Origin of the sequence: Margalitia sp. FSL K6-0131 (assembly GCF_038008735.1) — a bacterium.
Classification (GTDB): Bacteria; Bacillota; Bacilli; order Bacillales; family Bacillaceae_C; genus Margalitia; species Margalitia shackletonii.
The window spans coordinates 2,572,413-2,587,379 of the sequence record NZ_JBBOZS010000001.1 but is presented as its reverse complement, the minus strand read 5'-3'; the positions used below and the strand labels follow the sequence as shown (position 1 = coordinate 2,587,379).

Annotated in this window: 12 protein-coding genes and 1 pseudogene; all 13 read right to left on the bottom strand. The window is 36.0% G+C overall.

Going from position 1 to position 14,967, the window contains the following annotated elements:
- Window positions 1-35: 35 nt before the first annotated feature.
- The 13 genes and pseudogenes from ppsA to NSQ59_RS12505 all read right to left on the bottom strand — a co-directional run bounded on the left by ppsA (window position 36) and on the right by NSQ59_RS12505 (window position 14,581).
- A complete protein-coding gene (gene ppsA / locus NSQ59_RS12565; RefSeq protein WP_340831494.1) occupies window positions 36-2,633 on the bottom strand; it encodes a phosphoenolpyruvate synthase in 2,598 nt (865 codons plus the stop codon).
- A 305-nt stretch (window positions 2,634-2,938) separates the two neighbouring features.
- Window positions 2,939-3,412, bottom strand: a complete 474-nt coding sequence (locus NSQ59_RS12560; RefSeq protein WP_055739660.1) for a DinB family protein — start codon at window positions 3,410-3,412, stop codon at window positions 2,939-2,941.
- A gap of 830 nt (window positions 3,413-4,242) precedes the next feature.
- A pseudogene (locus tag NSQ59_RS12555) lies at window positions 4,243-4,868 on the bottom strand (VIT1/CCC1 transporter family protein).
- Between the two features lie 517 nt (window positions 4,869-5,385).
- Window positions 5,386-5,919: a mismatch-specific DNA-glycosylase gene (locus NSQ59_RS12550; protein WP_055741219.1), complete on the bottom strand. Its 534-nt coding sequence runs from the start codon at window positions 5,917-5,919 to the stop codon at window positions 5,386-5,388.
- A gap of 132 nt (window positions 5,920-6,051) precedes the next feature.
- The gene (locus NSQ59_RS12545; RefSeq protein WP_055739659.1) at window positions 6,052-7,608 is read right to left on the bottom strand and encodes an ABC-F family ATP-binding cassette domain-containing protein; all 1,557 of its coding nucleotides are present in this window, start codon (window positions 7,606-7,608) and stop codon (window positions 6,052-6,054) included.
- Window positions 7,609-7,984: 376 nt separating this feature from the next.
- A complete protein-coding gene (locus NSQ59_RS12540) occupies window positions 7,985-8,521 on the bottom strand; it encodes an MFS transporter (RefSeq protein ID WP_055739658.1) in 537 nt (178 codons plus the stop codon).
- Window positions 8,518-9,951: an FAD-binding oxidoreductase gene (locus tag NSQ59_RS12535; protein ID WP_055739657.1), complete on the bottom strand. Its 1,434-nt coding sequence runs from the start codon at window positions 9,949-9,951 to the stop codon at window positions 8,518-8,520. Before NSQ59_RS12535 ends, NSQ59_RS12540 begins: the two co-directional genes overlap by 4 nt.
- A 305-nt stretch (window positions 9,952-10,256) precedes the next feature.
- Window positions 10,257-10,820 (bottom strand): YdcF family protein, encoded by a 564-nt coding sequence (locus tag NSQ59_RS12530; protein ID WP_055739656.1) that lies wholly within the window; start codon window positions 10,818-10,820, stop codon window positions 10,257-10,259.
- A gap of 103 nt (window positions 10,821-10,923) precedes the next feature.
- Window positions 10,924-11,145 (bottom strand): hypothetical protein, encoded by a 222-nt coding sequence (locus tag NSQ59_RS12525; protein ID WP_152982369.1) that lies wholly within the window; start codon window positions 11,143-11,145, stop codon window positions 10,924-10,926.
- Window positions 11,146-11,274: 129 nt separating this feature from the next.
- Window positions 11,275-12,030 carry an exodeoxyribonuclease III gene (locus NSQ59_RS12520; protein ID WP_055739655.1) on the bottom strand — a complete coding sequence of 252 codons (756 nt, stop codon included), beginning with the start codon at window positions 12,028-12,030 and terminating at the stop codon, window positions 11,275-11,277.
- 73 nt (window positions 12,031-12,103) lie between these two features.
- Window positions 12,104-12,403, bottom strand: coding sequence for a hypothetical protein (locus NSQ59_RS12515; protein ID WP_055739654.1), 300 nt, complete (start codon window positions 12,401-12,403; stop codon window positions 12,104-12,106).
- 23 nt (window positions 12,404-12,426) lie between these two features.
- Entirely contained in the window at window positions 12,427-13,833 is a 1,407-nt protein-coding gene (locus tag NSQ59_RS12510) for a radical SAM protein (RefSeq protein ID WP_055739653.1), read from the bottom strand.
- Window positions 13,823-14,581, bottom strand: a complete 759-nt coding sequence (locus NSQ59_RS12505) for a prolipoprotein diacylglyceryl transferase family protein (protein WP_055739652.1) — start codon at window positions 14,579-14,581, stop codon at window positions 13,823-13,825. The genes NSQ59_RS12510 and NSQ59_RS12505 overlap by 11 nt, the downstream gene beginning before the upstream one ends.
- Window positions 14,582-14,967 lie beyond the last annotated feature (386 nt).

Here is a 14,967-nt window from a genome sequence, read left to right as displayed (position 1 = left end):
CCACCGGAGCGGTGCTAATGTGAGATATTCAGCAATTACAATATTTCCAGATACCCTTCAGTTCCATGCACGCGAATTCGTTGCCCATCTTTTATCAATTTGGTTGCATTTTCTACTCCGACGACTGCTGGTAAGCCATATTCACGTGCGATAACGGCTCCATGGGTCATCAGTCCACCCACTTCGGTGACTAGACCTTTTATGGATACAAACAATGGTGTCCAGCTAGGGTCAGTAAAGGAAGTAACTAATATATCTCCATCTTCTAGTTCAGCATCTTCCATGTTTAAAATAACACGTGCTCTTCCCTCTATAACTCCGGAAGAAACAGGTAGACCTACAATCGCATCAGCTGGGAGATTATCTCGTTTGTACTCGCCTGCAATGATTTCACCATCTGATGTGATAACACGTGGCGGAGTCAGTTTTTCATATAATTTGTACTCGTCTTTTCGTTTGCTGATAATCTGGTAATCCAGTTTATTTGTGCGTACTACTTCACCAAGTTCTTCAAAAGTAAGATAGTATATATCTTCTTTTTCATGAATTACGCCCGCTTGAACGAGTTTTTCCGCTTCTTTCAGTAAAGCTTGCTTATAAACAAAGTAGCGATTGATCATGCCGTATTTTGGATATTCACGATAACCAATGAAATTTCGGATGATGCTAATCATTCGTTTTGTCTCTTTGGCCTTTTGTTCACCATCCGGTAATTGCTTCAATCGATCTAATAACTCTTGTTCTTTTTGCAAAGCATCATGACGCCCTTGCTCAAATTTCCGATTGCTTTCATTCGGCTCAAAATTTTTGATGTTACCCAAAATCATAGGGACAAGTGTAGTTGGTTTTTCGCTCCAACGAGTTCTGGTAATATCGATTTCTCCGGTACATCTCATTCCGTATTTGTCGAGATAAGCTATTATAGCCTCTCTGGTTTTTTGTCCACCTTTAAACTTAACCAGTTCATCCAAAAAGTTATCATCTTTTACATGTTGTAAATAATCAATTACTTCCGGATAAGGACGAATTACATCTGCGACATCCAATAGTGCAAGACCCATTTCCGAAGTAATGTTGTTTGGTACAGATTGAGAAAGCGTGTCTGCTGTGTTTTTTTCACCTAACCACATGTTCATTTTTTCATTGATCCATGATGAAGCATCCATAGCAGCCATAAATACTGCTGAACTTTGTGGATCAAATAAAATCTTCTTTAATTCCTGAATATCTTCTAGAATAAAATCGATTAATTCTGATCCTGATTTCGTTTGGATGTTTTGCTTTAACTCTTCAATGGATGTTTGACTACGCTTAATCAATTCAGAAACGATTGATGGATTGTTTTCAATTTGTGCCAGTTTATCTGTATTGCCTCTAATGGGACTCGGTACTTTATTATCATTTGGCAAAGATTTTATAAAATTTCGCTCAATTATGTTCATAAGTGCGTCTTTCATGAGAGGATCATGTTGTCCCATGGCATTTAATAAATTATTTCTCATGACAGGTGAAGCCAGCTGTTGTGTAACATCAACAAACAACCTTCCACCAGCTTTGCGCATGGGGGCAGGGGTCGTTAACAGCCAAAAAGATAATCCCAAAGGTTTCATGGGATCGGTCATCATTTGTTGATGACCAACTGATATGTAAACATGATTTTCTTGATCATTCGCTTCGGGGATTGGGAAAAGGACAGTGATTGGCCGGCTCTGGACAATATAAAATGTATCATCAACCAAGCACCATTCGATATCCTGAGGACTACCAAAATAAGCTTCGATTTGTCTTCCGATACGTGCCAGTTGTAAAATTTGTTGTTCAGTCAGTGTTTGAGTCTTTTGCTGATCCGGATCGATCTGCTGTGTCTCTGTTCCGCCTTCTTTTCGTCCATAGATAGCCAATTTTTTGGTTGCAATCCTCTTTTCGATGATTTCCTCTTTTTGTACTTTATAACAATCGGCTGATACCAAGCCAGAGACCAGTGCTTCTCCAAGTCCAAAACTGGCATCGATGGATAGCAGCTTTCGGTTGGAAGTAATCGGATCAGCGGTAAATAAAATCCCTGAAGCCTGTGGGAAAACCATCTTTTGAACGATAACAGATAAATACACTTGATTATGGTCAAATCCATTTTGCATACGGTATATTACCGCGCGATCCGTAAATAGAGAAGCCCAACATTTGCTGATGTGCCGCAAGATTGCTTCTTTTCCGATGATATTTAAATAGGTGTCTTGTTGACCAGCAAAAGAGGCATAAGGTAAATCTTCAGCAGTTGCACTAGAACGCACTGCATAAGCATGTTCTTCACCAAACTGGGAGAGATATTGAGTAATTGCGCACGTAACATCGGAAGGAATTTCTACTTCCATAATGATTTGTCGAATCTTCCTGCTGATTTCACCAATCTGATCTCGGTCTTCTACTTTTAGCATAGTTAGTCGATCCAACAAAGCATGGTAAGTTTCATTCTGTTCGATGGCTTTTCGAAATCCCAATGTTGTAACACAAAATCCTTCTGGTACTTGTATTCCTTGAATTTTTGATAATTCACCTAAATTCAAGCCTTTCCCGCCAACGAGCAAAAGCTGTGTTTTATCAATTTCCTGAAAACCGAGGGCAAAAGAACTCATTCTACATCTCTCCTAACCTTTAATGTTCTTTTGATTTTACCAGCAGTAAATAGGAATAAACAGTCTATATTGACCATTTTTTATATGCTATAATTAAAGTAGGGAGAGTACAAAAATTATCGTACAGTAAAGCTGATGCCCCTGTTATCCCCTCGAAAACAGCTCATATACTTATTAACCCACATTATGATTAAAACATGTGATTTCATGTTCTCAAAAACTATTCAGCTCCGTTAGAAGATGAAGAAAAAGCCACCATATTGGCAGCTGAATCTTTTTCTCTTGCATCCTATAGTTTAATTAGTTTAATAGGTCTGGTTCACTTGATAGGCTTTTTTTACCCGTTTAATTTGATCAATGTGGTCGCGGACATGTTGCACTCGATATTCAAGCAATTGCTTAAATGTGAACCGCCCCTGATCTTCATATACCCCCACTCGCTTGCTTTGTTCGCTAGTTAGATGCTCCAGAATTGGCTGCATACTGCAACGCAGCAATTTGAAAAGAAGCATATACTGCTCACGGTCCAACAGATCATATCCCAAGTTATTAGCCCACGCGTCTTGGTCAAATGAATTCAGAATCGGCTCATGCTCCGCCAAGACTTTTTTTAACCGAGATGTAGACGAGATCTCGGAATCCGTAACATGTATGATGATTTGATGAATACTCCATTTGTCCGGTCCGGGTTTGTAACGCATCTCCTCGTCGGTTAATCCTTCGATAGCTTCGCGAAGCATTGTGAATCCTAAGGAGTACTCCTTTATTAACTCCTCCATTTCATACCTCCTATTTTCAAGTGGCGCAGATCAAATACCAATAAATATATATTCTTGTTTTTGGGTAAAAATCCTCTTATCCAACCCTACTAATTAGTTTAGTAATTGAAACAAAAAAAGCGTTAATCCTTTTTGTTGTGACCCAAAAAGTTGGAATTTAATCGGGGTAGGGTTTCCACCAAAATTTCGGAAATGTTGACGCATAGTGAATTTCAACTATAGCTCCCACCAACGAAAATATAGAGAACAGTTTGTCTTTGAATAAAAACTTATATTAGTGGATTTTTTACTTTCCCTTTTGATGCACATTTTGAGTCAAAAATTAATTTAATTAGATAAATTCAACTATGATTACAATATTTGTTTCATTACTATTAAATAAGTCTCCCTACAAATCTCTTATCACTTACCATGCATCACCAATTATTTAAGAACATTAACCGATTCACTATATTAAAATAATTAGTTATACTAAACACACGATTAGATTTTGGTTGACAAGCCACTCCCTGGCTTGAAATCTAGTTCCATGCCGAGTCATTGACTCGGCATTTTTTTGAATTTGTATTATTTAAATATAATAAACACATCAAAACAATGTCCCTGAAAAAATTAGTTAGTTCGACCGCGTCATTCTTTCTTAATTCGCTACCATAATAGGTCAACAACAATTAAAAATCTTCACTCACCTATATTCAACAAAACAACACTTAACTTTCATAAGAAACATTCACACCCCGGGATTTTTCAACTTCATTGTTCCGTTTACTAATAATTTATGTTTTTTAGATTTAGAAAAATGGGTCTAAGTATCATATAATCTTGGTATTTCAGGAAAAACTTCTTGCTAATAGAAATGCTGCTAATGCTGCTAAACCACCTACAATCATAGTCTCAAATCCACTTTTAACGATCGTTGTTCCTGTAAACTTTCCTTTTACTCCTCCAAAAATAAAGAGTATGATTAAAGTAAGGAAAACAGAAGCCAAAAGTCCCTCTTTTGGATCATTGACAAAAAAATAAGGTAGTAGGGTATGATTCCTCCTACGATATAAGACAGGGCAATAGTAAAAGCACTGACCCACGCTCTAGATTGATTTGGTTTTTCCAATCCCAATTCAAAACGCATCATAAAATCTACCCATTTATCTGGAGACTGTTTCAGCTTTTGAACGATAGGTTCAATATGATCTTCTTCTAAATCGTATTCTCTAAACACAGTCCGGATCTCTTCTTCTTCTTTTTCCGGAAAACGCTCCACTTCATCATATTCTCGCTTTAACTCTGCACGATAGTGATCTGCATCAGATTTTGCAGCAAGATACCCCCCAAGTCCCATAGCAATCGATCCAGCTGCGATTTCCGCTCCTCCAGCTGTTAAAATCAGGCTAGTTGAATGTACCGCTCCCGAAAGTCCAGCTGCCAAAGCAAAAGGAACCGTTAAACCATCAGACATGCCAATGACAATATCCCTTATTGTTTCATTAGCATGGAAATGACGTTCACTATGTTGTGTCTCTGCCATTCATTTGTCCTCCTTACAATTTAAGTATTTTATGTTTCCACCAATTAAATAATTGTAACCACACGGAAATCATAAAAACCTTTAAATAAAGGAGCATAAGAAAATATTAAAACCTGAGTGTAACCCTAGGCTGTTTCTTTGAGATGTAAAATTTAATCAGTAACGTCCTTGTTGCTATCAGAACTTTTTTTTGCGACTGCGTTCATTTGTGCATCATTTGCTTTTTCTTTAGCCCTATCAGTTCTTTTTTCAGTAGATAAACATTCAATTGTTGAATTGTTTGGCCTATAATGGCACATAGCTTTTAACCATTTTCTTTTTGGTATTCTTCTAAGAAAACAGCACTGACTTCCATTACCTCTGAACTAAAGTACTTGTACCAGTAATATTTTCAATTTTGCTACACTATTGTAGTAAATTGACTTAGTAGCCTTCGCAAGCCGCAAGATTAATGTTCATTAGCCTTATTTTCTTTTACTGATTGAATCAGATTAGCCAATCCTTTGTAAATATCGATTATTTCATTTAGACGCATTCGAACCAGCCCGCTAGAGGATGGGGCAACATAATCAATCGTTCCCGGCACAACAGATGATTCTTGAGTTCCCCAAGGAATATTACGCTTTCCACTATATTCTTGATAGACTCCTTTACCTACGAAGCAGACGATTAACGGTTTTAATTTCAGGATTTTTTGCTGCAGTAATTCTTTTCCTTGTTTGTATTCTTCCTTCGTAATTTCATCTGCACTTTTCGTTGGTCTTGCAACAATATTAGTTAATCCATAACCTAATTCCAACAATGCAGAATCTTCCTCAGGCAGATACTTCCTTGGAGTTATTCCTGCTTCAAATAAAATCTTCCAAAAGCGATTGTTCGGATTAGCAAAATGATGTCCGGTTTCACTTGATCTAATACTTGGATTAAATCCAACGAATACAACATCTAAATGATCCTTTAGATGATCTTGAATCGGCTCCACAAATTCCCCTTCTTCCTTTATGTTGTTCAAGAGTTATTTTTAATAACAATAGATCTAGACCACCATCGCATTCAGATTAAGAAAAAGGACATCCCTCCTTAGAAAAGATGTCCTGTAACGCAAACAAGCAAATTATTCGATACTTCTTTTCCATTCTTCCAGATTCCAAATATCAGTTACCCATTCCTGATAAAATTCCGGTTCATGGGACACTAAAAGAACTGTCCCTTCATACTGAGAAAGAGCAGAAGCTAGTACTTTCTTGGCAGCAACATCCAAATGATTAGTAGGTTCGTCTAAAACGAGCCAATTACTGTCCTCAAGCATCAATTGACATAACCTGACTCGTGTTTGTTCCCCGCCGCTAAGAGACTTTAACGGTTGAAAAATATGTTCCTTTTTCAAGCCTGCACGAGCTAAAGCCTGACGTATTTCTTTCTGTGTCATTTTTTCATGCATGGACCAAATATATTCCAAAGGAGTAAGTTCAGACCCGATATTTTCCTCTTGGGCAAAATAGGAGGGCTTTACATGCTGGCCAAATAAAACAGAACCATTATACGGGTCTAATTCACCCATGATAGTCTTTAACATTGTTGACTTCCCTATTCCATTATGCCCAATCACCGCAACCTTGTCTCCCCTTTTCAGCGTTACACTTATAGGAGGAAGGAGAGGTGTGCCATAGCCTACTTCCAATTGCTTCGTTTCAATAATTTTACTTGTTGGACGAACACTTACTTTAAAATGAAATCTTGGTTTAGGCGTGATATCAGGTTTTTCTATACGCTCCAGTTTCATTAGCCTTTTCTCACGTGATTTTGCTTGTTTTGTCGTGGATGCACGTGCTTTATTTTTTTGAATATACGTTTCCAGCTTTAGAATTTCTTCCTGCTGTCTGTCATAAGCATATAACTGTTGTTGTTTTCGTAGTTCATATGTCTCTAGAAATTTTTTATAATTACCCAGGTATCTTGTTAATTGGAAATTTTCTAAATGATAGATGACCGTTACTACCTCATTCATGAAATCAACATCATGCGAAATAAGGATGAAACTATTCGGATAATTTTTCAGATATTCTTTTAACCACTCTATATGAGCAAAATCGAGATAATTAGTTGGCTCATCCAGCAATAAAATATCAGGTTGCTTAAGAAGCAAATTAGCCAATAAAAGCTTCGTTCTTTGGCCTCCGCTTAAGGTAGAAACATCCGTATCCATACCAAGTGCTTGGATTCCAAGTCCATATGCAATATCATCGATTTTTGCATCAAGAAAATAGAATTCATGATGATCCAATAGCTCCTGAATTTGTGCAAATCGATTTAAAAGCTTCGTTAATTCCTCTTCGCTGCAAGTTTCCATTTTTCTTGAAACATCAAGCATCTCCGCTTCAAGCAAATATAAATGCTTAAACGCATTTCGCAAATAATCCCGAATACTTATACCTTCCGTTAAATCCGAATGTTGTTCTAAAAACCCTACACTAATATTAGGAAGCCATTCAATCATCCCGTGATCCGGAAGAATCGCACCTGTTAAAATGTTCAAAAGAGTTGATTTTCCCGCTCCATTTGGACCTACTAAACCAACTCGTTCCGATTTTAACAGACGGAAATCGATATCTTTAAAAACCAATTTATCACCATAATAATGAGTTAATTTTTCAACTGTTACAATACTCATATCAAAATACCTCCAAAAAAGTTCAAATTGAACCAATCGCAAAACATGGAGGACATGTTTAGGCTATACCTCATGCGTACATATAAAAATACAAAAAAGGCAGGGAAAACAAACCCCGCCTTTTTGAGTGCATGTAGAATTAAATTCTAAATACACGAATATTTAAAGAGGAACAGGTCTGAATATCCGTTGTTTCACGATTGGTTTTGCTAAAAATGGGCATACTTATCCCGCATCAAGCTAAAACCATTTGAAAAACAACGGACATACTCATATCGACCCTATTCCTCCTTTGATGTTAAAAATTAGTATTCCACTTCATTTTATAAAAAATAAAGTACATTGTAAAGGGATACTTCACAAAACATTCATAACATTACACTTTTTCCTTCTTCAATAATAGGAACCCGCTTATAAAATAGATAAGAGAAGCTAAATAGAAAATGCTGCCTATGGTAATAAAATCTACGATATACCCTGTAAGAATAATCGCAATAGCAGCTCCTACAGAGGTCCAAACATGATATTTTCCGATTTCTTTGCCAGCTGTTTCTTTCTCCACATTTTTTGCGAGTGCTGTTTTTTCTGAATTTTTTTGTACTGCACCTAAAATACCCATGATAATTTGCAGAATATACACTTGCCAAACTTCTGTAACAAGGGGAAAAAATAACAGAAGAACTGCCATCCCCCATGAGTAGATGATAAATAAAACCTTTTCTCCTAATCGATCCGAAATCTTTCCTATTGTCGGATAGGCAAGCGCAGAGGTTAATGCAAATAGTCCATACGCCCAACCAAACTGTGCGTAGCTGTTACCAACATTTTTTAATAATAGGACATAAAACGGAAAAATCATGCTGCTTGCCATGACAATGATACTTTGATAATAAATGAATCTCTTGTAGGTCATTTTCCATACTCCTCGTAGAATAAGTTCACGAACCGTTCTTTAGGATCGTACTTCCGTTTCATGGTAAAAAATTCATCCGTTCGTGGATACGCTTCATGTAATTGTTTTTTACTAGGGTAAGAGTAGTAAGGTAAATAGTAGCTGCCATGATGATCTAATGTAATATTTATCATCTTCCTAACAACTCTTTCAGTTTGCTTGATATCCTTTTTTGATTGGCCTTGGTTTATTAATAGTACTAGTGCAAACATGTCATCTTTTGCATAAGACATAACGGCCTCTTGATTTTTATCTACAAATCGAATAGTAATATTTAAGAGGTTAAAGTTCTTCTCTTTTTTCAATGTCTCTCTCAAGCTATCTATATAACTTGTAAACTGATTTATGGGAACAAAGTATTCCTGTAACACTTCTGTTCGAGAAGGGCTATCGTATTCCATAAAGTTCGAATCCGATCTCATTACATTGTTTCTTGTTACTAGCTTGCCATCCGTCATCTTCATATATTTCTTTTGAACATCCCAAAACAAATCCTTCCCCCAATTACTATATCTTGAAATTCCTAGAAAAAATTTAGGGATGGCGATGGTTTCTCCTTTTAAATGATTGTAATGGGACAAATCCTGTTGGTTTGCTACTACATAATCTGTTACATACATTTCTTTTAAAAATGTTTTAGGTGCCACGGAGATACGTGATAAATGCATTTTTACAGAGGGTTTATTTAATACATTTTTTTGAAAATATGTTTCATAGTCCTTATAGTCCATAGTTCTTGTTCGCGTTTTATAAAGTTCATCATCTGTTAATTTTAAGGTTACGTCTAAAATAATCCCGAATAATCCATAGCCTCCGATAACCGATTGAAACAAATTTGTATTTTCTTTTCTGCTAACATTTATAATGTTTCCGTTAGGATTAATTAGTCGAAAAGATTCAACTGTGTCAATTAGCGCATCATTTCGAATATCTCTTCCGTGAACATTTACACTAAGTGATCCTCCAATTGTAAAAATATTTTGGGATTGCATAACTTTAATGGAAAGCCCAAATGGATTGATATATTTTTGAATATCATTCCAAGTAGCGCCGCTTTGAACCGTAATCGTTTTTCTTTTTCGATCAAATGCAATGATTTTATTATAAGATTTCATATCTACTAAAATAGCGTTAGGATATAAAGTTTGTCCTCCTTGGCTATGCTGCATACCTGCAATCGTAATTTTGTGATTTGTTTTATTGGCATTTCGGACAAGTTGTTGCAGCTGCTTCTCACCAGTAGCAGATTGAATACTTTTAACAGTAATTGGCAGCAACCGTCCTTTATCTTTTACGACTGGATGAGAAATTTTCTTCTGATAGATGAAAATAGAACTGCCTAAAGCAACCAAGTAAACTAACAACAGGAGGAGCACATAGCTTCTCTTCAATATACTTTCAACCCCTGATATTCATATTATTATTTCATTATAGATATAATTTACAAATTGTTCTATACAAAATCCGTTAAAAAAAGGAAATCAAACCATTTTAAAGGGATGATTTCCTTTTCTCTAATGATAAGAAAGTACAAGTTTTTTAGCATTTAATTATGCCAATAGATTAGACTATCTAGCGTAAGCAGTCATCTGCTAGCGGATATCTCATCCCCTCCCTACGAAAAGCGACATCAGGTGAAGTTTGAAATGCTAATTTTGCTCATCAGAACGTCAGAGCTGCGGCGCTTGTGCTTTTTTTACTTACCTGTTACTCTCCATTTTAAAATTGCTAGATATTCTCTAGCATATAATTTTGCTTTCACTACTTTTGGTGTTTTAGCCGCTAAGGGATAAGCTTTTATCCCTTGATCTTCTGATAGTTTGATAGATCGGAATAAATGAAAATCATTGCTGACAATGACTGCTTCTTTGATACCATATAATTTTTTAGCAAATTTTATGTTTTCATATGTCGTAACAGAACGATCTTCGATTAAAATTCGTTTTGCATCAATGCCATGATCTACGAAAAAACGGCGAACAGCTTCCGCTTCTGATATTTTCTCATCTGGTCCCTGTCCACCGGTTACAATAGCTTTGGTATTAGGATTTTGTTGCAGGTAAACTAACCCCGCTTTTGCTCGTTCATATAATGCCTTTGACATCTGGTCCCCTTTTACTTTTGCACCTAAGATGATTAAATACGGTACGTTCTTAGGTGGCTTCTCATTTGCCACTTGTTTTATTTGGAAATAGGTGAATCCGATATAACCGATAATTAGTAAACAAACTATAATTGCAATAACCTTCCATTTATTCATGCCAAAACCCCCGCCAAAATAATGCTTTCTTTATTTAGACGAAGTCACATCCAGAACGTTTCACGAAAAAAGGAAATCAATTGAATGACTTCCTTTTGAAAAATTACAATATTTTTGTTTTATCCTCTGTTTCAATCTGCATTTTTTCGAGTTCTAGCTTTAGCTTTTGTGTTTCCAATAAATAGTTTTCATGTTTAAGCTTTTCTAATTCTAATTGATCTTTTATATAGCCGGCTTTTATTCTTGCAGTTTTCTGAAAATGACTTGTAATAATCGCAACAATCGGAACAGCAAAAATTATAGCCATAATAATGATATCTTCCAAAGAATCACCTCATCTACATCATCTATTCATTAATATACAATATATTCCGAAAATAATGAAGGGTCTTTAGGGGGACAAATAGGAAAAAAGGCACTTAATTGCTCTTTTAACAATAAAGTGCCATAAGGATTACAATTCAATATCCAGGAATACAGGGCAGTGATCACTTCCCATAATGTCAGGGTGAATACCAGCATCGATTATTTCCTTCCCGAGTCTTTCGGAAGCTATAAAATAATCAATCCGCCATCCAATATTCCGCTCCCTCACCTTATTCATATAAGACCACCAAGTATAAGCGCCTTCTTTTTCCGGGTAAAGGTATCGAAATGTATCAATGAAACCAGATTGGAGAAATTCGGTCATTTTGCCACGTTCTTCATCTGTAAAACCAGAATTACCTCTGTTAGATTTCGCATTTTTCAAATCGATTTCCATATGAGCAACGTTTAAATCTCCGCAGAGAATAATAGGTTTCATCGCATCTAATTCTATTAAATATTCCCGGATTGTATCCTCCCAAGCCAACCGTTTATCTAGCCTTGCCAAATCACGTTGGGAATTAGGAGTGTACACATTCACCATATAAAATTCTTCAAACTCTAAGGTAATGATTCTTCCTTCAGGCTCATATTCTTCCTTTTCAAATCCATATTGGACTGATAGTGGTTTCCGTTTTGTAAAAATTGCTGTTCCGGAATAGCCTTTTTTCAATGCATAGTTCCAATACTGATAATAGCCATCTAAATCCAATTCAATTTGGCCATCCTGTAATTTTGTTTCTTGAATACAAAAAATATCTGCATCTATTTCTTTAAAATAGTCTAGAAACCCCTTTTTAACACAGGCTCTAAGACCATTCACATTCCACGATACCAGCTTCATCCAAATCTTCTCCTTTTTCTAACTATCTCTACTATACTATGAAAAAGGAGTGTATTTCATCTAATTCCACCTATTATCCGTTGTTTAATGAAAAAATCACGAACCCAAAGCAGGCAGAAACTAGTAAGAGGATAATTCCAGCTAATATAAGCAAGCCAATTCCTGTGAACCTTTTACCAATAGCAAGGAAGACAATCATTGTAATAAGATGGACAATCGGCCCAACGAAAAAAAGTAATGTTTCTAGCTGAATTATCGAAGCAATGAGGTATATGACCAGATAAATCCCCATCCCGATGCCAATACCAGCCCAAATACTGCCTTCGCCATTTTTGCCCCCAGATTCCTTACTTGTTTTATCTTGATCTGTCATTCGTTCACCCCATTTTAATAAATTTATCTTCCTGCCAAGACCTCTTCTTGAATTTTCTTTAATTCTAGTTCTTTTTCATCACGATAAAATAAATTATACGTATCAAATGGGATAATTCTTCCATCTGGATGGGCAATATGAACACACGATTTTTTCACAGATCGCACATCAAAATTATGAGCATCCTGAAATTGCATAATAATGACGCGGAAAACATTATCATAGCCGATATCCCCCGGCAAGTTCACTTTTGGCAAACAGCATAACAGATCCTTTAACGACATGGCTGATGAATCAGGTGAATGGTTTAAAGAAAATACTTTGAAGATCATATTGCGGATATTTTCATCTTGTTCGAATACGATCGTATTGCGTTCTCCTTCCAGCAAGATTCGGTGATCAATCATACCAGTTAGAGGTGTTACATTTCCATTCATTTTAAAAGCATAGCCCATCGCCAATGAATCCGGGTGACACGGAACGGGCACCATATCTTTTTCAGCAAATACACCAGATTGATCGATAATCATTTGTCTGACTTCACTTAAAGTGAGTCGATCCGTTTTTGGATCAAAATCTTCCAATCTCCCGGCACTTTGAATCGGCTGGAAGGTGACACCGCGGACACATTTTTGTTCTAATCCGTATTGAATGATTTTCCCAACTTCATGATCATTTAAACCTTTTTTCAATGTGACGACTAATGTCGTAGAAATATTATGTTCATTTAGATTATCTATTGCTTTTTGCCTTACCTTCGTTAAATCTACTCCACGTAATTCCTTTAAGGCGTCTGCTTCAAAACTATCAAACTGCAAATAAATTTCAAAGCCAGGTTTATAGGCAGCGAGTTTTTTTACAAATTCTTTGTCTCCGGCAATTTTCAACCCATTCGTATTTACCATGATATGTTTGACAGGTTTTGACTTTACCATGTCTAATATCTCGTAGAACTGCGGATGGATGGTTGGCTCTCCGCCGCTAATTTGAATAATATCTGGTTCTTTTTCATTTTCGACGATAGCGTTAAGCATGAATTCGATTTGTTCTAACGAGCGGAATGTACCTGTATGCGGGGAAGATTCGGCATAGCAAATTGGGCATTTTAAATTGCACCTTTCCGTAATTTCTAATAGTGTTAGGCAGCTATGCTGTTCATGATCAGGGCATAAACCGCAATCATATGGACAACCATATTTGATCGGTGTATTCCACCTATGAGGCATTTCTGATGGCTTAATGAAATCTCTGCACCATTTGTAATACTCAATATCTGTTGAAATTAACACCTTTTCTTTCCCATGCTTCATACAGGTTTTTACCATGTATACTTTGTCATTTTCAAAAATAATCTTCGCTTCAACCTTTCTTAAACATTTGGAACAAATACTGATCGTTAAGTCATAATAAGTATATGGTCTATTTGGCATGCTGATTCTCCATTCCTTTATTGATGATAGTCGATTTCTTTACTAAAAGTTGAATATAATAAATGATTCCGATAATGCAGGCAAGCTGAATATTATTTAAATGAAAATAAGGATGCGGTGTGGGTTTAATAAAATCAATCATTAATCGAAATGCTAAGTAACTTAGCATAAAAAGCTGAAACAAATATCCTTCCCACAAGACTAACTGTTTTTTCTTAATGGTTATCAAAATAATGATGAGTAATAACAGAAAAACAATTTCATAGATTTGTGTTGGATGCCTCCTTACTCCATCCCCAAAATCAATTCCAGTGAACCAATTTGTGGCAATTCCATATGTATGATCATCTAAGCCAGTTAAAAAACAGCCAATTCTGCCGATCATCATTCCAACTGCTAATGGCAAGACAAAATCATCACCAGTGGAATTTTTCCAGCCAATGATTTTCTTTGCTGTCTCAACTCCAATCAGCCCGCCTAATAACCCGCCTACAATGGTTTTCCCCTCCATCATGTAAGTTAAGTTATTCCAAAGGTGCATCGTTTTGACTGGATCCTCAAACCAATATACAAGCTTGGAGCCAAGCACTGCCCCAAAAATTGCTCCAACAATGACCCACATTGCTTTATCCATCGGTATCCGATTTTTATTTCTTGTATATAAATAAACTCGAAAACCAATAAAATAGGATAAAGATTCAAATAATAGATGGGGGTGAATTCCAAAAATATAAACAGGAAAATGCATAGGACGCTCCTCTTATTAATTTTTTCTTTAACTATCGCTCTTTTCTAAACTTAAATTGCTAATTAGAATCTTATAATCATCCTTATTTGACTAAGAATGAATCACCTTTTAAGCGCACCAATTTATGACCTTTTATGAATTGCAACAATCTAAATGAAAACCGTCTTTACTATTTAAATATTATTCGAGTATATTCGCTTTAATCCTTCTTTTTTCTGCCATTATGCTAAACTTTTCCATAAAGTATTAGGAAAATGATGCACGTTCAGCAGAGTGCACCAATGAAATTTTGTCCTTCGTCCCCCTAATGATAAAATTCATTTTTCCCATTAACTTCATAAACTTTTTCCTTCATCTAATTAAAAAAACAAAATAAAAAGCACAAG